The sequence below is a fragment of the Streptomyces termitum genome, from assembly GCF_014650175.1.
GTDB classification, from domain to species: Bacteria; Actinomycetota; Actinomycetes; order Streptomycetales; family Streptomycetaceae; genus Streptomyces; species Streptomyces termitum.
The window spans coordinates 243,311-266,423 of sequence record NZ_BMUL01000008.1 but is presented as its reverse complement, the minus strand read 5'-3'; the positions used below and the strand labels follow the sequence as shown (position 1 = coordinate 266,423).

The following is a 23,113-nucleotide window of genomic DNA, read 5'->3' as shown; positions in this document are numbered from 1 at the left end:
ACGGGAGGCCGGGGATGAGCGGGACGGCGAAGGCGGCGGCGACGGTCGACGGGGTGCGGGCGGAGCTGGCCGCGCTGGAGAACCCCCGGATGCGCGCCGTCAACGAGCGGCACGGCGACGACCACGGGGTGAACCTCACGAAGCTCCGGGCCCTGGCCAAGCGGGTCGGCCCGGACCAGGAGCTGGCGCGCGGGCTGTGGGCGAGCGGTGACACCGCCGCGCGTCTCGTCGCGCTGCTGGCGGGCCGGCCCCGGGAGTTCGGCCGGGAGGAGCTCGACGGGATGCTGCGCGAGGCCCGCGCCCCCAAGGTGCGGGACTGGCTCCTCGGCCAGGTGGTGCTGAAGGGGCCGCACGCCGAGGAGCTGCGCACGGCCTGGCTGGCCGACGCGGACCCGGTGGTCGCGGCGGCCGGCTGGTCGCTCACCGCCGACCGCGTGGTGAAGAAGCCCGCCGGGCTCGACCTGGACGGCCTCCTGGACGCGGTGGAGGCGGAGATGAAGGACGCCCCCGAGCCGCTCCAGTGGGCGATGAACACCTGCCTGGCCCGGATCGGCATCGAGCACCCGGACCACCGCGAGCGGGCGCTCGCCATCGGCGAGCGCCTCGGCGTCCTCAAGGACCACCCGACCCCGCCGGGCTGCACCTCTCCCTACGCGCCGGCCTGGATCGGGGAGATGGTCCGCCGGGAGGAGGCGGCGAGGGCGAAGGCGGAGGGGGAGTAGGGGCGGCGGTGGATCATGGACTTGCGGCGGGGCGGTCCGTCACCGACAATGGTTGAAATCGAAACTAACTGGAGAACGAGGAGGGGTCGGAGATGGCCGACACGAAGGTCGAGGTCCTCACGCCCCGGGACGTCCCGCTGGGCGGCCCCCGCGCGATGACCGTACGGCGCACGCTCCCGCAGCGCGCCCGCACCCTGATCGGCGCCTGGTGCTTCGCCGACCACTACGGCCCCGACCCCGTCGCCGCGACCGGCGGCATGGACGTGGCCCCCCACCCCCACATCGGACTCCAGACCGTGAGCTGGCTGTTCAGCGGCGAGATCGAGCACCGCGACAGCCTCGGCAGCCACGCCGCCGTCCGCCCCGGCGAGATCAACCTCATGACCGGCGGCCACGGCATCGCCCACTCCGAGGTCTCCACCCCCGACACCACCCTCCTGCACGGCGTCCAGCTCTGGGTCGCGCTCCCCGACGCCCACCGCGACACCCCCCGCGCCTTCGCCCACCACGTCCCGGCCCCGGTCCGCGTCGACGGCGCCGAACTCCGCGTCTTCCTCGGCACCCTGGCCGGCGACACCTCCCCGGTGCCCACCTTCACCCCCCTCCTCGGCGCCGAGATCCTCCTCGACCCCGGCGCCTCCGTCACCCTCGACACCGACCCGGAGTTCGAGCACGGCCTCCTCGTCGACGAGGGCGACGTCACCCTCGACGGCACCCCCCTGCGCCCCGCCGAACTCGGCTGCACCGCCCCCGGCCGCGCCGCCCTCACCCTCGCCAACACCTCCCCCCGCCGCGCCCGCGCCGTCCTCCTCGGCGGCCCGCCCTTCGGCGAGGAGATCGTCATGTGGTGGAACTTCATCGCCCGCACCGACGCCGAGATCCGGCAGGCCCGCGAGGACTGGGCCGCCGCCTCCGACCGCTTCGGCACGGTCACCGGCTACCCCGGCGACCGCCTCCCCGCCCCCGAACTCCCCACCACCCCCCTCAAGCCGCGCCGCAACCCGAAATGACCTGAAACCACCCCGCCCGTGCGGGAGTTACGACCCCGTCGGCCGCCCGCGCCCGCCTATGATCGACGGGTGACACGGCCCCGGACGACCTTCCCCGGCACCCCCCGCCCGGCCGACCGGCCACCCTGGACGCTCCTGCCCCCGCCGCTGCGCGCCGGGCTCGGGACGGTCGCGGTCCTCGCCGCCCTCGCCGCCGCCCTGCTCGGCGTCCGGTACGCCGGAGAGGGCGGCCCGCACGCCCTGGACCTGCGGATCAGGACCGCCCTTGAGGACACCGGGCCCACCGGCCGGGACCTCGCCCTCGCCGTCGACCTCCTGGGGGAGCCCCTCGGGGCGGCGGTCCTGGTCGCCGCCCTCGCGGCGGCCTGCCTGCTGCTGTGGCGCCCCCGCGCCGCGGTCCTCGCCGTCGCGGGGCCCGGCACCGCCGTGGTGGCCACGACCCTGCTCAAACCGCTCGCCGGACGCACCATCAACGGCGGCCACCTCTCCTACCCGAGCGGGCACACCGCCTTCCTCACCGCGCTCGCCGTCACCCTGGCGCTGCTCGCGGCCGGCCGGCTCCGCCTCGGCGGCCCCGCGGGCACGCTCCTCGTCCTCACCGCCGCACTCCTCGCCGGCGCCGCCATGGGCGGGGCCCAGGTCCTCCTCGACGCGCACTACCCCACCGACACCGTCGGCGGCGGGTGCACCGCTCTGGCGGTCGTCCCGGCCGTCGCCCTGCTCCTCGACCGGACGGCGGGGGAGCGGCCCCGGGCCGAGGCCGGCACGGGGGCCGGGACCGGCGGCTGAACCGGCCCCACAGCCCCCTCCGCGTCAGGCCCGGCGCCGGAAGACCGGCTTCACCGGCCGGCCGCCCAGCCAGGGCGCCGGATCGCCCGCGTCGAGCGCCTTGCGGTACACCGCGCACGCCCCGGCCACCGCGTCGACCGTGTGGGCGATGTCGGCGTCCGTGAGCGCGCTGCTCACCACGAACGACGGCGCGAGCACCCCGCCCGCGAGCAACTCCCGCAGGAACAGCGTGCGGTACTCCTGCGAGGGCCGCCCCTCCCCGTCGAGGGTGGCGAAGACCAGATTGCTCGCCCGCCCCCGTACGACGACGTGCTCCTCGACGCCCGCGGACCGGGCCGCCTCCCGGACCCCGGCCGCCAGCCGCTCCCCGAGGGCGTGCAGCCGCGCCGTGATCCCCTCCTCCGTGTAGACGGTCTGGACGGCCATCGCGGCGGCCAGCGCGTGGGTCTCCGCGCCGTGCGTGGTGGACAGCAGGAACACCCGGTCGCCGGAGTGCCGCAGCCCGCCCCGCTCCATCACCTCGCGCCGCCCGGCCAGCGCCGAGACCGCCACCCCGTTCCCCAGCGCCTTGCCGAAGGTCGAGAGGTCCGGAACGACCCCGTACAGCCCCTGGGCACCCGCCTCCGACCAGCGGAAACCGGTGATCATCTCGTCCAGGACCAGCAGGCAGCCGTGCCGGTCGGCCAGTGCCCGCAGCCCCGCCAGATAGCCCGGCGGCGGCTCCTCCTGGGTCGCGGCCTCCAGGATCAGACAGGCCACCTCCCCCTCGTGGCGGGCGAGCAGCGCCTCCGTGGCGGCCAGGTCCCCGTAGGGGAAGGACACCGTCAGACCGGTGTCCGGGATCCCGGCCGACATCGGCGTCGTCCCGATGAACCAGTCGTCCACCGAGAAGAACGGCTGGTCGCCGCAGACCGCCACCCGCTCCCGCCCGGTGACGGCGCGGGCCAGCCGCACCGCCGCCGTCGTCGCGTCGGAGCCGTTCTTGGCGAACTTCACCATCTCGGCGGTCGGCACCGTCGCCAGGAAGCGCTCCGCCGCCTCGATCTCCACCACCGACGGCCGGACGAAGTTCGCCCCCCGCTCCAGCTCCCGCCGGACCGCCTCCACCACGCGCGGGTGCGCGTGCCCGAGGCTCACCGAGCGCAGGCCGGAGCCGTACTCGACGTACCGGTTGCCGTCCACGTCCCACACGTGGGCGCCCAGACCGCGGCTGATGACCGGCGCCAGCCCCTCCGGGTACTGGTCGTCGCCCTTGGCGTAGGTGTGCGCGCCCCCGGGGACGAGGGCGTGCAGCCGCTCGTTCGCCGCCCGCGACAGGGGCAGCGCGAACTCCTCGTTCTCCACGGCCTCCTCAACTCCCCTTCTGCTTCAGGTAGGCGGCGAGGTCCGGCGCCTCCCGGTCCCGCCGGGACACCGACACCGGCGGCAGCGGCCACGGCACCGCCAGCTCCGGATCGTCGAAGGCGATCGTCACGTCCTCGGCCGGGTCGTGCGGCCGGTCGATCCGGTACGAGACGTCGGCGGGCCCGGTCAGCGCCTGGAAGCCGTGCGCGCACCCCGCGGGGACGTACAGGCTCGTCTGCGTCTCCCCGGACAGCTCGAAGACGCCCACGTTCCGGTACGTCGGCGAGCCCTCCCGCAGGTCCACGACCACGTCGAAGACCCGCCCGTACGAGCACCGCACCAGCTTCGACTCGCCCGCGCCGGAGCGCAGGTGCAGCCCGCGCAGCACACCCCGCGCCGAGCGGGACAGGCTGTCCTGGACGAAGGCGTCCGGATCGAGGCCCACCGAGCGGAACACCTCCGCGTCGAAGGTGCGGCAGAAGGAGCCGCGCTCGTCCGCGAAGGGCGTCGGCTCGAACAGGTAGGCGCCGGAGATCTCCGGCACCGAGGTCGCCCTCATGGCGTCTCCCGTGGAATGGATGCGGAGGCGGACGCCGGGAACAGCGCCGCCGTCAGAGCGGTCAGATGGTCGTCGAGCCGCCGCGCGGCGTCCCGGTTCCGGTCGGCGAGGGTCCGGCGCAGCCCGTCGGCGTCCTTCTCCAGCTCCCGGAACTGCGCGAGCAGCCGGTCGGCGTCGACCGCGCGCGCCGGATGGCAGTACGCGCCGAGCCCCCGCTCCGCCATGAGCGCGTCGCTCTTGGCCGCGTAGCTGAGCGCGAGCGTCGGCGTGCCGGCCTTCAGCGCGCACACCAGGTTGTGGTAGCGGGTCGCGACCACCGCGTCGGCGGCCGCCGCCTCCGCCGTCAGCTCGGCCAGCGACGCCGCCCCCGCGGCGGTCACCAGCGGCGAGTCCACCGCCCGGAGGATCGCCTCGACCACCGCCGTGTCGGCGCCGTCGCCGGTCAGCAGCCGGACCGGCCGCCCCTCCGCCGCCAGCGCGCCGACGAACCGGGTCGTGCCCTCCACGTAACGGCGGTGGATCTCCCCGGCCTCGGCCCGGTCGTCGTTGCCGCCGTGGAAGTCCATGACGCCGACGCAGACCGTGCCCGGCGCCGCCGGGACGGGCGGCGGCGCGGGCAGCGCGAAGGCCAGGTCCGGGTGGACCGCGTCGCGCGCCGTGTCCACCCCCATCGCCCGCATCGCCTCGCGCGAGGCGGCGTCCCGGTACGAGCGGTGCGCGGCCAGCCGGCCCGACCAGCGCACCAGGGTCCGCGTCGCCCGCTCGCCGATCGGGGCGGCGCCCACCCCGACCAGCGCCACCGGGACGCCCAGCAGCCGCCCCGAGGCGCAGAGCAGGAACAGGGCGTACGGGAAGCCCCACGGCCGCAGCGGCAGCGTGGCCTCCAGGACGCCCATCCCCGGCACGACCACCACGTCGTGCCGGCGCACCCAGGCGGCGGTGCGGAAGGCGTCCACGAGCTTGCCGAGGCCCTTCCCCGCGATCGCACCCGCCCGCGACGCGGTCCGGTACTCGCCCCGGAACCAGTGCAGCCGCGTCGCCGGTATCCCGTACCGGGCGGTGACGGCCTCGGGACCGCCGCACAGCGCGTCCACCACCGCCTCCGGCCGGGCGGCGCGCAGATGCCCGAGCAGGGCCTCCAGCGAGCCGTCGTTGCCGAGGTTCCCCGAGCCGAGCAGACCGAAGACCCCGACCCGCACCCCGGCGGCCTGACCCCGCCTCCCGGCCCGCGCCCCGGCCGCGCCCGCCGGACCCCGTGCCCGGGTCACGCCCGGCGGCCTTCGCGCCCCGCGACCAGCGCGTCGACCGACACCTCCAGCTGCGCCGGATCGACCGGGGCCCGGTCCTCGACCCGCTCCCCGGCGCCCGGCCGGGCCCGGCTCGCCGCCCACTCGGCCAGGTGCCGGTAGCAGGCCCGCCGGTCGGCGGCGGACAGCGGCGCCCGCCGGATCGCCGCGACGAACCCCCACACGTACTCGGCGAGCAGCCGGGGCGTCGGGTGCAGCGGCCCCGCCCGGCGCGGGTCCAGATTGACGCACCGGGACCGCTTCGACGGGTTCGCCCGCTCGGCCCGGGTGGGGTGGTCGCGGCGGAAGTACAGCAGCTCCGGCACCTGGTGGAAGGGCCCGTTCAGCCCGATCTCGGCGACGAAGGTGCGGTCCGCGTGGTGGTAGCTGTCGTGCGGCTTCACCCGCCGCAGCACATCGGCCCGCATCACCCCGTAGAAGTCGTCGCCGCCCGGCTCGAACAGCATGCTGCGGAAGCGCTCCGGGGCGTGCGGGGAGGCGGTGGCGAGGGTGTACGCGTACGGCACCTTCACCTGCCCGTCCTCCCCGATGACCGCCTGGTCGGCGTGGGCGAGGATCACCCCGGGCCGCTCGTCCAGCGCCTCCACGCAGCGCCGCAGCAGGTCCCGGGCGTACAGGTCGTCGTGCGAGGCCCACTTGAACAGCTCGCCCCGGCACTCGGTGAACACGTGGTTGTGGTTGGGCGCGGCGCCGATGTTCCGGGGCAGCCGCAGATAGCGGATCCGCGCGTCCTTCCCCGCGTACTCCCGGCAGATCTCCTGGGTGCCGTCGGTCGAGGCGTTGTCGGAGACGACCAGTTCGAAGTCCCCGTAGGTCTGCCCGAGCAGGGCGTCGAAGGATTCCGCGAGGTACTCCTCGCCGTTGTACACGGGCAGGCCGATGCTCAGCCGGGGTCGGGCGGTCATGACGTCCTCACTTCGCTGCTTCACCACTTCGCTGGTCCACTGGTCCGCTGTCTGACTGCCCCGCCGGCACCCCGGCGGGGCCGTGCCGGTGCTCCCGCAGCCCGGACCTCAGCTGCAGCCACCACACGGTCGAACTGCCGAGCGTCGCCGCGGCGACGCCCCACGCCGAGCCGACCGCGCCGGCCGCGGCGGCCCCGCCCAGCCCGCCCGCGGCGTAGCAGGCGGAGGCGAACAACTGGGCGCGCAGGCTGCGCCGGGCCGCGCCGAGCGCGCGCAGCCCGGCCGCCGCGCCGGTGCCCAGCCCGGCGCCCACGACGCCGAGCGTGGCCGGCACGATCAGCAGCGCGGCGGACTCCCAGACCCCGCCGAGCACGAAGGCGCCCGCCCGGTCCGGCACCAGGAGCAGCGCCGCGCCCCACAGCAGGGCGGCCAGCGCCTGCCCGCCGCCCAGCAGCAGGCAGAAGGAGCCGAGGCGGTCCGGAGACCGCCGCAGCACCCGGGCCGCCTCCGCGACGGTCACCAGGGAGAGCCCCATCAGCACCGCCAGGAACGGGCCGAGCAGCAGCTCGGCGCCCCGGACCGCGCCCACCGCGCCGACCCCGGCGAGCGCGCCCAGCCCGTACGCCCGCAGCTGGGCCGCGCCGCTGTTGCTGACGTTCTCCACCAGGTACCGGTAGCCGAGGTCGCGGTGCTCGTGGAGCCATTCGCGGGCCCCGGCGAGCCGGGGGCGCAGCCCGGACTGGAGGCAGCCGTACCCGGCCGCCACCGCCGCCGAACCGCCCCAGGCCAGCACGAAGGCCGCCACGCTGCCCACCCGGGCCGCCACCACCATGGCCGGGACGAGCGCCACCGCCCACACCACGTCGTTGACGAACGCCTTCCGGCCCGCGCCCGCGGCGAAGAAGGCGAACCGCCAGGCGTCCTGGAGCAGCAGCGCCGGAAGCACCACCCCCAGGCAGCCGAACGCGGCCCCCACCTCGCCGCCCAGGCCCAGCCCGACCAGGACGAACAGCGCGCCGACGGCGCCGCCCAGACCGAGCGCGGCCCCCGACGAACGGCCCGCCGCCCGCCGCCAGTCGGCGTCCGGCGCCCCGCTGAAGCGCACCACCAGCGGATCGGTGGCCACCCCCCGGGAGACGTTCAGCACCACGCCGTAGGTCACCCACGCCAGGCTGAACACGCCGAACGCCGCGAGCCCCAGCGAGCGGGCCACGTAGACCCCCACCGCGAAGTTGCTCACGCTGGAGGCCGCCTGGTCGGCCAGCCCCCACGACAGCCGGCCGGCCATGCCCCGGGCGCCGGACCGCGCCGTCTTCCTCTCCTCCCCGGTGGTCACCCCGTCACGCCGCCTTGATCAGCCCGGCCGCGGCCAGCGCGTCGGCCGCGTCCGCGACGGTCCCGAAGGGCAGCCCGGACCGCTCGGCGACGTCCAGCAGGCCGTGCTCGCCGTCGGACAGGCTCAGCACCCACAGCATGGCCATCTGCGCCTGCTTGGTGTCGCTGCGCCCGCCGACCGCGTCGTACAGCCCCCGCCGCCCCAACTGCGGTTCGCCGTAAGGGCTGAGGTTGACGTACCGCCGGTCGCGGTCGAGGACGGCGAACGCCTCCCGGCAGACGGCGAGCGTGTCCGCCAGCGCCTCCGGGGAGACGAAGGACGGGTCGTCCGCCGAGGTGTGGTACTCCGGATAGCCCGCGTACGGGGTCCGGGTGAGCGAGCCCACGCCGAGGTCGAAACCGGGCGAGCAGTACTGCCGCTCGTCGTAGCCGTACGGCGTGAAGTCCACCACCCGGTGCGGCCGTCCGGACGCGGCCAGCACGTGCCGCACCGCCCGGTCGATGCCCGCGTCGCCGCGCCGGCTCCGCTTGTACGTCACCGGCCCCCGGTCGCCCGCGCAGGCCAGCACCAGACCGTGCTTGACCCGGTCGATCCGCTCCGCGTTCCGCGCCAGCCAGGTGATCGCCCCGATCGTGCCGGGCGCGAAGACGAACCGGTAGGTGTGGTACGGCCGCCGCTCCGCCAGCTCCTTGGCGAGGAACACCGCCACCGCCACCCCGGCCATGTTGTCGTTGGCCAGCGCCGGGTGGCAGACGTGGCAGGAGACGAGCACCTCGTCCTCCACCTGACCCGGCACCACGTGCTCGGCGTAGGTGAGGTGGCCGTCGGCGAGCGTGGAGTCGATCCGCACCTCGTACGGCCCCTCCGGCAGCGCGTCCAGGGTCTCCTGCGCCAGGCAGAACCCCCAGTCCGGCTTGTAGTAACTCGTCCGGTACGGAACCCACTTCGGGTGCTCCGGAAGCGTGTGCAGGTGCTCCCGCAGCTCCGACAGCGGCATCGTCGCCGCCACCGGCACGCTGTAGCCCAGCACGTGCAGGCTGGACGCGGCGAAGTCCACGACCCGTCTCCCGGCCGGGTCGGCGACGTACGCGTCCCGGATGTTCCACTCCTGCGGCACCGTCCAGTCCAGCACCGGCGTCCCCGTCGGCACCTCGTGGACCCGGAGCGGAAGGTGCTCGCCGACGATGTCCAGGGTGGCCCGCACCCCGTCGCCGGTGATGCTCCGGCACAGCGGGTACAACCGCTCCACCAGCGCGTGCATCTCCGCGCCGGCCGGAGCCGCGGGGCCCCCCGGGGTCGCCGGGGGGCCGGCCGGCGCGGTCACCGGCGCCACCGCAGGGTGCCGTCCACCGCACCGGACTCGGACGCCGCGCGCAGCACGGCGAGCCGGGTGAAGCGCCGCTCGAAGCCCTCCCGGGACAGCCGGTGCTCCCGGTAGGCGTCGGCGAGCTCCAGCGCGCCCTGCTTCACCGTCCACTCGCAGTCGAAGCCCGGGACCGCGTCCCGGAAGCGGGAGAAGTCCACCCGGTACGAGCGCGGGTCGGCGCCGGTCTCCCCGGTGATCCGCACCTTCGCGCCGTCCACCGCCTCGGCGACCTGCCCGGCGATGTCCGCGACCGTCACGTTGTTGACCTCGCTGCCGATGTTGAACGCCCGGTCGTGCACCGCCTCCCGGGGAGCCGTCAGCGCGGCGGCGAAGGCCCGCGCGATGTCGGCGGCGTGCACCAGCGGGCGCCAGGGCGTGCCGTCGGAGAGCACCAGGACCTCGCCGGACAGCAGCGCGTGGCCCACCAGGTTGTTCAGCACGATGTCCGCGCGCAGCCGGGGCGAGTACCCGAAGGCGGTGGCGTTGCGCATGTACACCGGCGTGAAGTCGTCGTCGGCCAGCGCGCGCAGGTCGTCCTCCACCCGCACCTTCGACTCCGCGTACGGCGTCACCGGACGCAACGGGGCGTCCTCGCCGACCAGTTCGTCGCCGCCGGCCGCGCCGTAGACCGAGCACGTCGACGCGTACAGGAAGCGGCCCACCCCCGCCTCCCGGGCCAGCCGGGCCAGCTTCACGGACGCGTGGTGGTTGATGTCGTAGGTGAGCTCCGGCGCCAGCGAGCCCAGCGGGTCGTTGGAGAGCGCCGCCAGGTGGATCACCGCGTCCACCCCGGCCACGTGCTCGGACGTGACGTCCCGCAGGTCCACCCGGTGCCCCGCCGGGTCCGCCGGCGGCGGGCCGAGGACGCAGTCGGCGAACAGGCCGGAGTCGAGCCCGACGACCTCGTGCCCGGCCGCCGCGAGGACGGGAGCCATGACGGTGCCCAGGTAGCCCTGGTGCCCGGTCAGCAGTACGCGCACGGTTCATTCCCCCAGATCGAGAGTGAGTTTGGTGACGGCGAACGCCTCGGCGTAACGCGTCTGGCATTCGATGCCGCGGATCCGGGCCAGGCCGAGGAAGGCCTCCCGGTCGTACCAGGGACGGTGCCGCTGCGAGGCGTAGTGCCCCTGGAGCAGCCGCACCTTCTCCTCGGCAACCTCCGGCGACAGCGGCTGGTAGGCCACCGGCCGGCCGAGGTCGGCGTCCCACTTGACGATCTCGTAGCCGAGCACGAGATGGTCGCGGAACGCCGTCGGGACCAGCCGCGCCAGGCCCCGGTGGTCCTGGTGCGCGTCCTCCGCGCGCGGCGCCAGGACGAGCTGCGGATCGGTCCGCCCGCGCAGCTCCTCCACCGCCGCCTTGGCCTCGTCCCAGTGCACGGGCAGCCGCCCGTCCGGCAGCTTCAGCACCGTCACCCGCAGGTCGGCGCCCGGACAGAACGCGGCGAGCGCGGCCCGCTCCTCGTCCTCCCGCTCGCCGCCCCCGCCGGAGAGCACCAGCACGTCCACCCGCAGCCCGGGATTGGCCCGGCACAGCGTCAGCAGGGTGCCGCCGGCGCCGATGGCGATGTCGTCGCAGTGCGCGCCCACCGCCGCGATCCGCTCCAGGCGCCCCGCCCCGAGCCGTATCACGCCACCACCCCCGCCGCGCCCCGCTCCCACACGGCCCACGGCCGGTCGCCCCGGGCGTACGCCTCGTCGAGCGCGGCCCGCTCCTTCACCGTGTCGGTCGGCTTCCAGAAGCCGCGGTGCCGGTAGGCCACCAGCCGGTTGTCCTTGGCGAGCCCGGCGCAGCCGTCGGCCACCAGGTCCCCGCCCTCCGGGATGTGGTCGAAGACCTCCTGCCGGAGCACGAAGTAGCCGCCGTTCTCCCACAGCGGCAGCTCGCTCACCGCCGTGATGCCGCCCACCAGGCCGTCCTCGGCCAGCTCCACGCAGTGGAACGAGGACTGCGGCGGCACCACCATCATCGACGCGCCCGCGTCGCGCCGCGCGAAGTTCTCGATCATCTCCGGCAGCGGGGCGTCGGTCAGCACGTCCGCGTAGTTGGCGAGGAACATCTCGTCCCCCTCCAGGTGGTGCCGCACCCGCCGCAGCCGCTCCCCGATCGGCGACTCGATCCCGGTCTGGGCGAAGGTGATCGTCCAGTCCGCGATGTCGGTGGAGAGCAGCTCGGTCCGCCCGCCCCGCAGCACGAAGTCGTTGGACGTCGTCTCCGCGTAGTTCAGGAAGAAGTCCTTGATGTGGTGGGCCCCGTAGCCCAGGCACAGGATGAACTCCTTGTGCCCGAACGACGCGTAGTAGCGCATGACGTGCCAGATCAGCGGCCGCGGCCCGACCATCGCCATCGGCTTGGGCACGTCGTCGGAGGCGCCCGCGCGCATGCGCAGCCCGTAACCGCCGCAGAACAGTACGACCTTCATCGCTCGACCTCGACAATGCTCAGTTCCGGGATGGGGAAGACCAGGCGGCCGCCCCACTCGTGCACGAAGGACAGCTGCTCGACCAGCTCCTCCCGCAGGTTCCACGGAAGGACCAGGACGTAGTCCGGCCGGTCGGCGGCGATCCGCTCCGGCGGCAGGACCGGGATGCGGGTGCCCGGGGTGAACCGGCCGTGCTTGTAGGGATTGCGGTCCACCGTGTACGCGAGCAGGTCGGGCCGCACGCCGCAGTGGTTGAGCAGCGTGTTGCCCTTGCCCGGCGCGCCGTAGCCGACGACCGTCTCGCCCCGCTCGGCCGCGTCGATGAGGAACCGCAGCAGGTCCCGCCGCACCTTCGCCACCCGGGCGGAGAACTCGGTGTACCCCGACAGCTCCTGGAGCCCGGCCGCCTTCTCCCGGTCCAGCACCTCCGCCACCCGCGCGCCCGGCTCCCCGGCGACCCCGTCCGGCCGCGCCCACAGCCGGATCGACCCGCCGTGCGTCGGCAGCAGCTCGACGTCCACCAGCGTCAGCCCGCCGCTCGCCAGCGCCCGCGCCGCCGACGCCACCGTGTAGTACTGGAAGTGCTCGTGGTAGATCGTGTCGTACTGGTTCTCCTCGATCAGGGTCAGCAGGTGCTGCACCTCGATCGACACCCAGCCGTCGTCCGCGACCAGGGCCCGCAGCCCCTGCGTGAAGCCCACCACGTCCGGGATGTGCGCGTACACGTTGTTGGCGACGACCAGGTCCGCCGGACCGTGCTCGGCCCGCACCGCCTCCCCGGTCGCCGGGTCCAGGAACGCGGTGAGCGTGGGCACGCCCGCCTCCCGCGCCGCCGCCCCCACGTTCACCGACGGCTCCACGCCCAGGCAGCGGATCCCCCGGTCGACCACGTGCCGCAGCAGATAGCCGTCGTTGCTCGCCACCTCCACCACGAACGAGTCCGCGTCCAGCCCCAGCCGCTCCACCGCGCCGCCGACGAAGCTCCGCGCGTGCTCCACCCAGGAGGTGGAGAAGGAGGAGAAGTACGCGTACTCCTGGAAGGTCTCCTCCGGCGTGATCAGCGGCGGGAGCTGCGCCAGCCAGCAGTGCGTGCAGACCCGCAGGTGCAGCGGGTACGCCGGCTCCGGCTGGTCCAGCCGGTCCGCCGAGAGGAAGCTCTCGCACGGCGGTGTCGCCCCCAGGTCGACGACGCTCGCCAGCGCCGTCGAACCGCACAGTCGGCAACGTGTCATTGACTGCCCCCCATCGTTTCCGTCCGCGCCGCGATCGCGGCGCGGTACTCCTCCAGCAGCCGCTCCAGCCCGACCGACGGGCTGAAGCGCCGTTCGTAGCGGCCCCGGGCCGCCAGCCCCATCTCCCGGTTGCGCACCGGGTCCGCGGCGACTTCGCGCAGCCCGGCCGCCAGCGACACCGCGTCGCCCGGCCGGTGCAGCAGCCCGGTCACCCCGTCCTCGACCAGCTCCGTGAAGGCGCCGTGCGCGGCGGCCACCACCGGGACGCCCGCCGCCATCGCCTCCGCGACCACCAGACCGAAGGTCTCCATGGAGAGCGACGGCGCCACCACGGCGACCGACCGGGCCACCGCCCGCCGGCACTCCTCCGGGTCGTACAGGCCCGCGTAGCGCACGTCGTCCCGGCCCGCCGCCCACGCGGCCACCTCCCGCTCCAGCGGGCCCGCGCCGGCCAGCACCAGCGGCACGCCCGCCCCGCCGTCCGCCGCGAGCGCGTCCCACGCCGCCATCAGCGGCCGCACCCCCTTGGACTCGGTGAGCCGGCCGAGGAAGAGCAGGTGCTCGCCGCCGTCCGTCCGGACCGTGCCCGGATCGGGCACGAAGTTGTGCTTCACCACGAGCCGTTCGGCCGGCATCCCGGACCGCACCAGCACGTCGCGCTGGGCCGCCGAGATGCAGAAGAACCGGTCCACGCCGGACCACCACCGCCGCCGGTTGACCGTCATGGTCACCGCCAGCGGAACCGTCGCCAGCCGCGAGTCCCGGTAGCAGCCGTGCCGCACGGCGGGCAGCGCCGCCACCGAGCCGACGCACTCGGAGCACGCCCGGCCGTCCCGGTGCAGCGTGCCCGGCGGGCAGACCTGCGTGTAGTTGTGCAGCGTCGCCACCACGGGCACGCCCGCGTCGGCGCAGGCGGCCAGCACCGACGGCGACAGCAGCGGGAAGACGTTGTGCACGTGCACCACGTCCGGCCGCTCCGCGCGCAGCCGCGCCGCCAGCTCCCTGCGGGCCCCCGGGTTCCACGGCACCAGGAACGGCACCGCGGCCTTGCCCGCCAGGGACCGGGCGGCGATGTCGTCGCTGCGCCGTTCGAACAGCCCGACCCGGTGGCCGGCCGCCCGCAGCAGCCCGACCTCCTCGTCGACCACCCGGTTCTCCCCGCTCGGCTGCGCCGAGGAGTAGCGGTTGTGCACCACAAGGACATGCATGGTCAGGTCACCTCCTGGCCCATCGGGGGACATGGTGTCGGGGAACGTCCGGCACCGGCGGCGCCGGCGCCGGGGCGGGCACCGCCAGCAGCGACGCGGCCAGCGCCAGGTGCAGCAGATAGGCCGAGGCGTCGCCGAGCCCGACCTCGGTGTACGAGGAGAGCGCGCAGTAGCTGATCAGGAAGATCGCGCAGGCCCGGGGGAGCGACGGCGGCCGCAGCAGCGCCACCCCGCCCAGCACCAGCAGGATCCCCGACACCAGGACGAGGCCGAGCAGCCCCTGCTCGTGGTAGACGGCCAGCCAGCTGCTGTCGATCGGCAGCCCGTCGAAGGACTTGTCGCCCAGACCGGTGCCGAAGACCTCCTCGCCGAGCGTCCGGGGCGTCCCCAGCAGCGCGTCCCAGACCTTCGCCCGGCCGGTCAGGTTGGAGAAGTTCTCCTGGCTCTGCCCGCGCAGGAACCACGCCCGCAGCGCCGCACTGAACACCACCGCCGCCACCGAGGCGCACACCACCGCCCAGGCGAAGAACCGGCGGGCGGCCGCACTCGTCATCACCAGCGAGCCGATCGCCAGGACCAGCCCGATCAGCAGCCCCAGCGTGGCCGTCCGGGTGTGGGTCATCAGGAGCAGCACCAGCGACGGCACGACGACCACCACCGCGCCGGTCCGGTCCACCCGCCGCCCCACCAGCAGCAGGACGGTCAGCCCGATGACCACCGCCGCGTACTGCCCGATCTGCGGCGGCGTCAGCGGCCACAGCGCGCCGACGAGCCGCCCGCCGTAGTACTCCGGCATCGCCGTGCCCGGGGCGACGACCAGCCCGGCGGCCACCAGGCAGAGCACCGCGAAGTACATCCGGACGTGGTACCGGACGAAGGTCAGCCCCCCGTCCCACCAGCGGCTGAGCAGCCACAGCGTGCCCACGAAGAGGGCCAGCCGGGCGCAGCGGAACAGCGCCCCGTACCCCACCTCCAGATGCACGCTGGAGATCACGCTCGGCACCAGCAGCAGCGTCAGCAGGAAGACGAAGGCACTGGGCCGGAAGCGCAGCCGCAGGTTGACCGCGAGCGCCAGCGCGAAGGCGGCGACCAGCGCCCCCATGGTGGCCATCTGGATCAGCGAACGGGGCAGCGCGATCACGGTCTTCGCCCCGGCGGAGCCCAGCGTGTTCAGGGCCAGCAGCGCCCAGACCACCCCGACGGTCCGCGGCACGCGGGTCGCGGTCACCGCGCCCCCCGCCCCGCGCGCAGGGTGCTGCCCGCGTCCTGCCGGTACGGCGCGGCCCGCCACCGCCCGAAGTCGAGCGTCCGGCCCGGCGTCTCGGCGACGAAGGTCCACGGCCCGGTGTACGCGTTGTCGTGCCAGCGGTTCTCCTGCCCCCGGGCGACCGCCGCGGCCACCCCGGAGCCCCGGTACGGCGACCACGCGGGCCCGGTGCCCTCGCCGCCCAGCACCGCCATCCGGCCGCAGCCGCCGGCGCACCCGACGGCCGCCGGGTCCAGCGCGAAGCGGTTGCCCCGCACCTCTACCCGCCGGGTCCGCCACCGGCAGTCGGCGCGCAGCGGCGGGGCGGCGATGCCCGGCGGCGCGCAGCGGGCCGGGTCCTTCACCAGACGGGTGCAGTAGCCGGTGGAGGTCTGGGCGGGGCTGCCGCAGAACCGGTCGGCGTCCTCCCACAGGGTGATCCCGGACCAGTTGTCCTCCAGCACGTTCCCGGAGATCTCGATCCGGTCGGTGCGGGCCGGGACCCGGGGCTCGCCGCCGGACTCGGAGACGTAGACGGCCCCGTACGGGAAGTCGTCGCCGTCCTCGGCGGCCGCCCGCCCCTCCACCAGGCCGTTGCGCCGCAGCGTGTTGTTCCGGACGACCGCGTTGTAGCTGGTCTCGTAGATCAGCGCGGCCCCGTCGTTGCCCTCCAGGAGGTTGCCCTCGACGAGGAAGTCGTTGTTGTCGGTGTCCGCCCACAGGCCGGGACCGCGGTTGTCGTGCACCCAGTTGCCGCGCACGTCGGCGCCGTCCACGGCCCAGAACTTGATCCCCCCGGCGCAGCCGCAGCCCGGCTCGCGCCGCTCCCAGTCGTCGGTGTTGTTGCCCGTGATCTCGTTGCCCTCCACCACCAGGCCGGTGATCGTGTCACCGGTCTTGTACGCGTTCATCCCGTACTGGCCGTTGCGCCGCAGACAGCTGGACCGGAGCCGCTGCCGGGCCCCGGCCATCAGCCCGGCACCGGAGTTGTCCTCGATCGTCACGTGCTCGATCACCCATCCGTCGGCCATGTCGTGGTTCACCACCCCCTCGTCGCGCGGCGCGGCGAACCCCCGCACGGTCAGGTGGCTCAGCGTGACGCCGGAGGCGGTGCCGCCGAACGCGTACGCGTGGGCGCGCCGCCCGTCGAGCACCGCGCCCGGCGCCCCCAGGTAGCGGTCGCCCGGCTTCGGCTCGACCTGGGCGGACGGCCCCGGCGCGAGCAGGTGCCGGCCCGGCCGCAGCCAGAAGACGGTGCCCGCCGGAGCGGCCGCCGTCTTCGCCGCCAGATCGCCGGCCACCGCCGGATCGACCGTCACCGCCCCCGCCGGAGGCCGTACGGGACCGGTCCCCGCCGCCCCGCACACCCGGGCCACGGGCGTGCCGGACGCGCCGGGCGCGGCGACCGCGCCCGGCCGCGCGGCCGACGGGCCCGGCGCCGGAGCGTCCGGGGCCCCCGTGCAGCCGGCCGCCAGCAGGAGCAGCACCAGCGGTGCCGCCGGCACCGCCCGGTGCCGCCGTTCGATCCCCACGCGCCCCCCTAGCCGCGGAACCCGAGCACGGTGGTGAACTCCGCCGTGCCGTCGGTGGAACCGGTGCCGACCAGGGTGGTGCTGGGCTCCTTGCGCCCGAAGCCCGCCGAGTACCAGCCCAGCGGCGGCCCGCTCTCGCCCCGGTGCGCCCGCCAGGACAGCGCCCCGGGCAGGTCGAGCACCGCCGAGCGGTCCTCGCCGTCCCGGGTCCAGCGCAGCACCGCCCGGTCTCCCGTCAGCTCCGCCGCGACCTCCGGTCCCAGGTGGAAGGCGAGCCGCACCGGCCCCCGCCCGCCCCGGACCTCGTCCACCACCCGCAGCTCCCGGCTCGCCGCCGTCAGCTCCACCCGGCGGCGGTGCGTCACCCCCGGATAGCCGTCGTGCTCGGCGCACCAGCGGGCCACCCCCTCGCCGGACGGCTCCGCGACCAGGACCCGGGTGCGGGCGTGCCGGGTCCACAGGAACGGCCCGCCGGAGACGGACTGGTCCGCGCCGCCCCACTCCAGGGTGTTGTGGCCCAGCGTCGAGCGGAAGTACCGCCGCCACTCCGGCTGCCCGTGGTAGCAGTACGTCCCCGGGTCGGCCAGCACGTCCACCCCGTCGTGCCGCACCTCCACCGACAGCGCGTCCGCGTGGGCGTGCGCGGCGATCGACAGGAAGCCGTGCGGGCCGCCGTCGCAGCGGCACCAGATCCCGTCCGGGCCGCGCAGCACGGTCAGCCCGGCGTCCGCGAAGTGCGCCGGCCGGGCCGCCGGGCGCTTCGCCGCGAGCCGGGTCGGCCGGACCAGCGCGGCGAGCAGCGGGGTGCGCACGTCGGTGCCGGGCACCGACGGCCACCAGTCGAGCCGGCCGAAGACCGCCTCCCCGGTGGCCAGCAGCGACCCCCACCGGTCGGTGCCCTCCCCGTCCAGGACCAGCCCGTGCCCGTCGTCCGAGTCGCCCTGGCGCGGCGGCCGCAGCCGGTCGTCCACGACGGCCGCGAGCGCGTCCGTCATCCGCAGCAGCACCAGCCGCACCGTCGCGGGCACCGGCACGCCGGCGGTGTCCGCCTCGGCCACCGCCGCCAGGCCCAGTTCGAGGACCAGGCCGTGGTACTCGCTGGCCAGCTCCCGGTTGATCCCGGAGAGGAAGGTGTTGCCCCGCAGGTGCCGTTCGAGCGAGCGCAGCGCGTCGGCCCGCCACCGCCGGGAGGCGGGGAACCAGCCGAACGCGCAGGACGCGGCCAGCTGCCCCGCGGCCTCGGCGATCACGTGGTTGTTGGCCGAGGAACCCCGGCTGGGGAAGGCCGCCAGCCAGCGCTGGTGGTGCCAGATCTGCCGCAGCGCCACCGGGTTCTCCTCGAACAGCCCGGCCGCGCCCGGCCAGCCGTCGAGCAGCCGCCGCACCCACACCCACGACAGCAGCCGGATGCCCAGCTCGATGCCGCTGGTCCAGTGCACCCCGCGCAGCGGCGCGTTCGCCGCCCACCACGACCGCAGGTGCGCGGCCACCCGCTCCGCGTACCGCTCGTCCCCGGTCAGCGCGTAGGCGGCGGCGAGCACGGTCAGGTACTGGTGCCGCGACGGCTCCCAGATCTGCTTGATGTCGCCGACCGCCTCCTCGTCCCGGTACGGCACGTCGAAGGCGTAGCCCCACGGCGCCCGGCGCCCGGTCTTCGGGTCGTACCACCAGTCCGGGGAGACCAGGTCGTCGCGCTCCACCCCGAAGAAGACCGCCCGCCCGGCCATCAGCCGGTCCGCCTCGGCCACCAGCCGCTTCGCGGCGTCCGGCGCCACCGCGTCGAGGGCCCCCTCGGGCAGCACCGACGCGAACCGGGCACCGGCCACCCGCGGGCAGGCCGGCCGGGCCGACCGCCAGTGCCGCCGGCGCGCCGCGTCGGCCGCCCGCCCGCCGATCTCCCGCGGCCCCATCCGGGACAGCCGCCGCAGGTACCAGCCCGCGCTCATCGTCATCGCGGCGCCGCCAGGGTCACCGGCACACCGGTGGCCAGGGAGGTCCGCACCGCCAGGGTGGCCGCCGTGGTGGCGACGAGCGACTCCAGCGGCACCGGCATCGGACCGCCGGTCCGTACCGCCCGTACGAACGCCGCCAGTTCGGCGTTCTGCCCCTTGTCCCGGGCCTGCGGGAGCCGCGAACTCACCCACCGCTTGCGGCCGTACACCGACGCCCGGACGAAGTCGTCGAGCCGCAGCACCCGGCCGTCCGCGAGCAGGTCCAGGGTCTCCTTCGGGAAGCCGGACGCGCCGCTGGTGACGTAGCTGATCGTGGCGGTGGACCCGTCCGGGTAGCCCAGCACGACCTGGAGGTCCTCGTTGCCGGGGGTGGCCGCCGCGTACACCGACACCGGGTCCGCGCCGATCAGCCAGCTCGCCGTGTCGACGAAGTGCCCGCCCTCACCGGCGAACCGCGACCCCTCGCTGTCCTGCCGCAGGTACCAGCTGCCGTGGTCCAGCCGGCCCGCGTTCACCAGATAGCGCAGGCTGGCCGGCCCGCCGCGGGCGCCGAACCGCTCCCCGGCCTCCCGCAGCAGCGGCGAGAACCGCCGGTTGAAGCCCACCTGGAGACGGTCGTTGCCCGACTTCTCCACCGCTTCGAGGACCCCGGCCAGCTCCTCCTCGGTCAGCGCCAGCGGCTTCTCCACGAAGACCGCCTTGCCCGCGAGCAGCGCCCGGCGGGTCAGCTCGGCGTGCGAACTGTGCCGGGTCACCACGAACACCGCGTCGACCGCCGGGTCGTCGAGGACCGCGTCGAGGTCGGTGGTCGCCCGCGCGAAACCGAACTTGTGCCGCGCGTTGGCCGCCGACAGCGCCGTCGTGGTCACCACCGTCGACAGCTCGACGCCCTCGCGGCCCACCAGGTGCGGCAGCAGCATCGACGACGCGTAGTTCCCCGCGCCGACGAACGCCAGCCGCACCGGCGACCCGGCGGGCCGCACCGGGGCCCGCCCCGCCCCGGACCCCGAGGGCACCGCGGGCACCGCCACCACCGGGGCCGGAGCCGCCTCCTCGGCGGGCCGGCCGGCGTACCGGAACAGCACGGCCACGGCCTTCAGCCCGCCGTCCTCCAGCGAGCGGTACGTCTCCACCGCCTCGTCGAACTCCGCGACGTGCGACACCAGCGGCTCCACGTCCACCGCGCCCCGGGCCGCCAGATCGAGGAAGCAGGCCAGATTGCGCCGCTCGGTCCAGCGCACGTAACCGATCGGGTAGTCCCGCCCCTCCAGCTCGTACGACGGGTCGTAGCGCCCGGGGCCGTAGCTCCGCGAGAAGCGGACGTCCAGCTCCTTCTCGTAGTACGCGTTCCACGGCAGGTCGAGCCGGCACTTGCCGATGTCCACCACCCGGCCCCGGTCCCGGCACAGCCGGGCGGCCAGCTCCACAGGCTCGTTGCTGCCGCCGCCCGCCGCCAGGTACACCTGGTCCACGCCGTGCCCGCCGGTCAGCTCGGCGACGGCCGTCGCCACCGCGGCCGACCCCGGATCGCCGCAGGCCGCCGCGCCCAGCCGCTCGGCCAGCGCGCAGCGCGCCGGATCGGGGTCCGCCCCGACCACCCGGACGCCCGCGGCGGTCAGGAGCTGCGCCACCAGCTGCCCGATCAGCCCGAGGCCGATCACCAGCGCCACCTCGCCGAGCTGCGGCTCGCCCTGCCGGACGCCCTGGAGCGCGATCGAACCGACGGTCCCGAAGGCCGCGTGCCGGGGCGCCAGCCCGTCCGGCACCGGCGCGTAGAGGTTCTTCGGCACCCAGTTCAGCTCGGCGTGCAGCGCGTGCTCGTTGCCCGCGCAGGCCACCAGGTCGCCCACGGCCACGTCGTCGATCCCCGCCCCGACCTCCTCGACCACCCCGCACAGCGAGTAGCCCAGCGGCGTGTACGAGTCCAGCTTCCCCATCACCTTGCGGTACGTCGCGGGCAGCCCGTTCGTCGCCACGCTCTGCACCACCTTGGCCACCTGGTCCGGCCGCGAGCGGGCCTTGCCCACCATCGACATGCCCGCCTCGGAGACCTTCATCAGCTCGGTCCCGGTGGATATCAGCGAATAGGCGGTCCGCACCAGCACGCCCCCGGGCTTGCACCCCGGCACCGGCACGTCGAGCAGCGCCAACTCGCCGCTCTTGTAGTTCTGTACGACCTGTTTCACCGGACTCCTCGCGCTCTCTGTGCTCTCTGCTTCGCCACGCCGTGCTCTGCTTCGTCTACGCCGTCGGGGAGGGGCCGTGCCCCGCCCCGGCACCGGACACCAGGCCCCGGTACCAGTGCTCCAGGGTCAGCACGTGCCACAGGTGCTTGGAGTAGTCCTGGTGCCCGGCCGCGTCCTGCTCGACGAGCCGCCGCAGCGCGTCCCGCCGCAGGAAACCGGACCGGACCAGCTCGCCGTCGTTCACCACCTCGCGCACCAGCGGCGCCAGGTCCCGGCTCATCCACGCCCGCAGCGGGGCGCTGAACAGCCCCTTGGGCCGGTAGACGATCTCCCGGGGCAGGATCGAGGTGGCCGCCTCCTTCAGCGCCGCCTTCCCCTGCCGTCCCACGATCTTGCGGTCGCCGGGCACCGCGAACGCCGCCCGCACCACCTCGACGTCCACGTACGGCACCCGCACCTCGGTCGACGCGGCCATGCTCGACCGGTCCGTGTAGGCGAGGTTCAGGCCCGGCAGGAACATCCGCGCGTCGCCCAGGCACATCCGGTTGACGAAGTCGTCCAGGTCGTTGTCGCGGTAGACGTCCGCGTGCTCGGCCAGCACGTCGTCCACCGTCCCGGCCAGGTCCGGATCGATCAGCCCGAGCAGCTCGCCCCGGTCGTACATGGTGTAGCTCCGCCGGAACGCCGTCTCCTCCGGCAGGTCCGCGAAGGACAGGAACCGCTTCGCGAAGCGCACCGACCGGTACCCCCGGCGCGCCGAGGCCACCGGCAGCCGGTCCACCGCCGCCGACACCCCCCGCCGCACCGGCCCCGGCACCCGCCGGTAGCGCACCGCCAGCAGGTTCGCCAGGTGCTTGCGGTAGCCGGCGAACAACTCGTCGGCGCCCATCCCCGACAGCATCACCTTCACCCCGGCCTCCCGCGCCGCCGAGCAGATCAGGAAGGTGTTGATCGCCGCCGGATCGCCGATCGGCTCGTCCAGGTGGTACGTCATCCGGGGCAGCAGGTCGAGCACGTCCGGGGCGATCTCGATCTCCCGCAGGTCCACCCCGAACCGCCGCGCCACCTGCCGGGCGTAGCGCAGGTCGTCCGGCATCGCCTCGAAGCGGGCGTCCTCGGCCCGGAAGCCGATCGTGTACGCCGCGATCCCCGGCCGGTGCCGGGCCGCCAGCGCCGTCAGCCAGCTGGAGTCGAGCCCGCCGGAGAGGAAGGTCGCCACCGGCACGTCGGACAGCAGGTGCCGCCGGGTCGACTCCTCCACCACCGCCGCCAGGTCCGGCACCTCACCGGCCCGCGCCCGGTCCCGGCCCTCGGCCGCGACCTCCCGCAGGTCCCAGAACCGGCCCCGCTCCGTCCGCCCGTCCGGCCGCAGCCGCAGCCAGCTCCCCGGCGGCAGCTTCTCCGCCCCCCGCAGCGCGCACCGCGAGTCCGGCACCCAGTAGTAGAGGAGCGACGCGACCAGCGCCGCGTGGTCCACCTCCGGGGTGCCCCCGGTCACCGCCGCCAGCGCCTTCAGCTCCGAGGCGAACACCAGCCCCTCGCCCCGCCGCATCAGGAACAGCGGCTTGATCCCCAACTGGTCGCGGACCAGCACCAGTTCCCCGGTCCGCTCGTCGAACACCCCGAACGCGAACATGCCACGCAGCCGGGGCAGGCAGTCCGTGCCCCAGCGCCGCCACGCCTCCAGCAGCACCTCCGTGTCGGAGGTCCCCCGGAAGCGCGTTCCGGCCGCCGCCAGCTCGGCCCGCAGCTCCGGCGCGTTGTACAGCTCCCCGTTGTAGGTCAGGACCAGCCCGTCCGAGGCCATCGGCTGGGCCCCGGTGTCGGACAGGTCGACGATGGCCAGCCTGCGGTGCCCGAGGTGCACCTCCCCGTCACCGACGGAACGGCCGTACCGCCCCGAACCGTCCGGCCCCCGGTGCGCGAGGGTGTCGGTGAGCCGGTCGGCGACGGCCTTCCCGTCCGGCCACCGGTACGTGCCTGCGATGCCACACATT

19 protein-coding genes are annotated in these 23,113 nt (G+C 75.1%); 3 read left to right on the top strand and 16 right to left on the bottom strand.

Translation table 11 applies throughout. The annotated features are described in order from the left end of the window. Window positions 1-14: 14 nt before the first annotated feature. From IE219_RS17670 to IE219_RS17660, 3 genes are all read left to right on the top strand, one after another. On the top strand, window positions 15-722 hold the full coding sequence (locus IE219_RS17670; RefSeq protein WP_189978406.1) for a DNA alkylation repair protein: 708 nt from the start codon (window positions 15-17) through the stop codon (window positions 720-722). Between the two features lie 92 nt (window positions 723-814). Continuing rightward, on the top strand, window positions 815-1,732 hold the full coding sequence (locus IE219_RS17665; RefSeq protein ID WP_189978404.1) for a pirin family protein: 918 nt from the start codon (window positions 815-817) through the stop codon (window positions 1,730-1,732). 69 nt (window positions 1,733-1,801) lie between these two features. Then, the gene (locus tag IE219_RS17660; protein ID WP_189978402.1) at window positions 1,802-2,521 is read left to right on the top strand and encodes a phosphatase PAP2 family protein; all 720 of its coding nucleotides are present in this window, start codon (window positions 1,802-1,804) and stop codon (window positions 2,519-2,521) included. A gap of 24 nt (window positions 2,522-2,545) precedes the next feature. Here the strand turns inward: IE219_RS17660 and IE219_RS17655 are convergent, their stop codons facing one another. From IE219_RS17655 to asnB, 16 genes are all read right to left on the bottom strand, one after another. Further along, the gene (locus IE219_RS17655; RefSeq protein WP_189978400.1) at window positions 2,546-3,865 is read right to left on the bottom strand and encodes a glutamate-1-semialdehyde 2,1-aminomutase; all 1,320 of its coding nucleotides are present in this window, start codon (window positions 3,863-3,865) and stop codon (window positions 2,546-2,548) included. A gap of 7 nt (window positions 3,866-3,872) precedes the next feature. Further along, on the bottom strand, window positions 3,873-4,424 hold the full coding sequence (locus IE219_RS17650) for a dTDP-4-dehydrorhamnose 3,5-epimerase family protein (protein ID WP_189978398.1): 552 nt from the start codon (window positions 4,422-4,424) through the stop codon (window positions 3,873-3,875). Further along, a complete protein-coding gene (locus IE219_RS17645; protein WP_189978567.1) occupies window positions 4,421-5,623 on the bottom strand; it encodes a polysaccharide pyruvyl transferase family protein in 1,203 nt (400 codons plus the stop codon). Before IE219_RS17645 ends, IE219_RS17650 begins: the two co-directional genes overlap by 4 nt. 65 nt (window positions 5,624-5,688) lie before the next feature. Continuing rightward, window positions 5,689-6,636 (bottom strand): glycosyltransferase family 2 protein, encoded by a 948-nt coding sequence (locus IE219_RS17640; protein ID WP_189978396.1) that lies wholly within the window; start codon window positions 6,634-6,636, stop codon window positions 5,689-5,691. A gap of 7 nt (window positions 6,637-6,643) precedes the next feature. Further along, window positions 6,644-7,924, bottom strand: coding sequence for an MATE family efflux transporter (locus IE219_RS17635; RefSeq protein ID WP_229849832.1), 1,281 nt, complete (start codon window positions 7,922-7,924; stop codon window positions 6,644-6,646). A gap of 52 nt (window positions 7,925-7,976) precedes the next feature. Further along, a complete protein-coding gene (locus tag IE219_RS17630; protein ID WP_189978394.1) occupies window positions 7,977-9,233 on the bottom strand; it encodes a DUF4910 domain-containing protein in 1,257 nt (418 codons plus the stop codon). A 59-nt stretch (window positions 9,234-9,292) separates the two neighbouring features. After that, on the bottom strand, window positions 9,293-10,318 hold the full coding sequence (locus IE219_RS17625) for an NAD-dependent epimerase/dehydratase family protein (protein ID WP_189978392.1): 1,026 nt from the start codon (window positions 10,316-10,318) through the stop codon (window positions 9,293-9,295). A 3-nt stretch (window positions 10,319-10,321) separates the two neighbouring features. Further along, the gene (locus tag IE219_RS17620; protein ID WP_189978390.1) at window positions 10,322-10,969 is read right to left on the bottom strand and encodes a PIG-L deacetylase family protein; all 648 of its coding nucleotides are present in this window, start codon (window positions 10,967-10,969) and stop codon (window positions 10,322-10,324) included. Continuing rightward, window positions 10,966-11,760, bottom strand: coding sequence for a glycosyltransferase family protein (locus tag IE219_RS17615; protein WP_189978388.1), 795 nt, complete (start codon window positions 11,758-11,760; stop codon window positions 10,966-10,968). Before IE219_RS17615 ends, IE219_RS17620 begins: the two co-directional genes overlap by 4 nt. Next, window positions 11,757-12,992, bottom strand: a complete 1,236-nt coding sequence (locus tag IE219_RS17610) for a class I SAM-dependent methyltransferase (RefSeq protein WP_189978386.1) — start codon at window positions 12,990-12,992, stop codon at window positions 11,757-11,759. Before IE219_RS17610 ends, IE219_RS17615 begins: the two co-directional genes overlap by 4 nt. Further along, the gene (locus IE219_RS17605) at window positions 12,989-14,200 is read right to left on the bottom strand and encodes a glycosyltransferase (protein WP_189978384.1); all 1,212 of its coding nucleotides are present in this window, start codon (window positions 14,198-14,200) and stop codon (window positions 12,989-12,991) included. Before IE219_RS17605 ends, IE219_RS17610 begins: the two co-directional genes overlap by 4 nt. A 7-nt stretch (window positions 14,201-14,207) precedes the next feature. Continuing rightward, entirely contained in the window at window positions 14,208-15,428 is a 1,221-nt protein-coding gene (locus IE219_RS17600; protein WP_189978382.1) for an O-antigen ligase domain-containing protein, read from the bottom strand. Next, on the bottom strand, window positions 15,425-16,978 hold the full coding sequence (locus IE219_RS17595) for a right-handed parallel beta-helix repeat-containing protein (RefSeq protein WP_189978380.1): 1,554 nt from the start codon (window positions 16,976-16,978) through the stop codon (window positions 15,425-15,427). Before IE219_RS17595 ends, IE219_RS17600 begins: the two co-directional genes overlap by 4 nt. Before the next feature lie 8 nt (window positions 16,979-16,986). After that, window positions 16,987-18,930, bottom strand: coding sequence for a heparinase II/III family protein (locus tag IE219_RS17590; RefSeq protein WP_189978378.1), 1,944 nt, complete (start codon window positions 18,928-18,930; stop codon window positions 16,987-16,989). After that, window positions 18,927-21,116: a bi-domain-containing oxidoreductase gene (locus IE219_RS17585; protein ID WP_189978376.1), complete on the bottom strand. Its 2,190-nt coding sequence runs from the start codon at window positions 21,114-21,116 to the stop codon at window positions 18,927-18,929. The genes IE219_RS17590 and IE219_RS17585 overlap by 4 nt, the downstream gene beginning before the upstream one ends. Window positions 21,117-21,171: 55 nt before the next feature. Then, complete coding sequence (asnB, locus tag IE219_RS17580; protein WP_189978374.1) at window positions 21,172-23,112, bottom strand: asparagine synthase (glutamine-hydrolyzing); 1,941 nt, start codon at window positions 23,110-23,112, stop codon at window positions 21,172-21,174. Between the last annotated feature and the right edge of the window lies 1 nt (window position 23,113).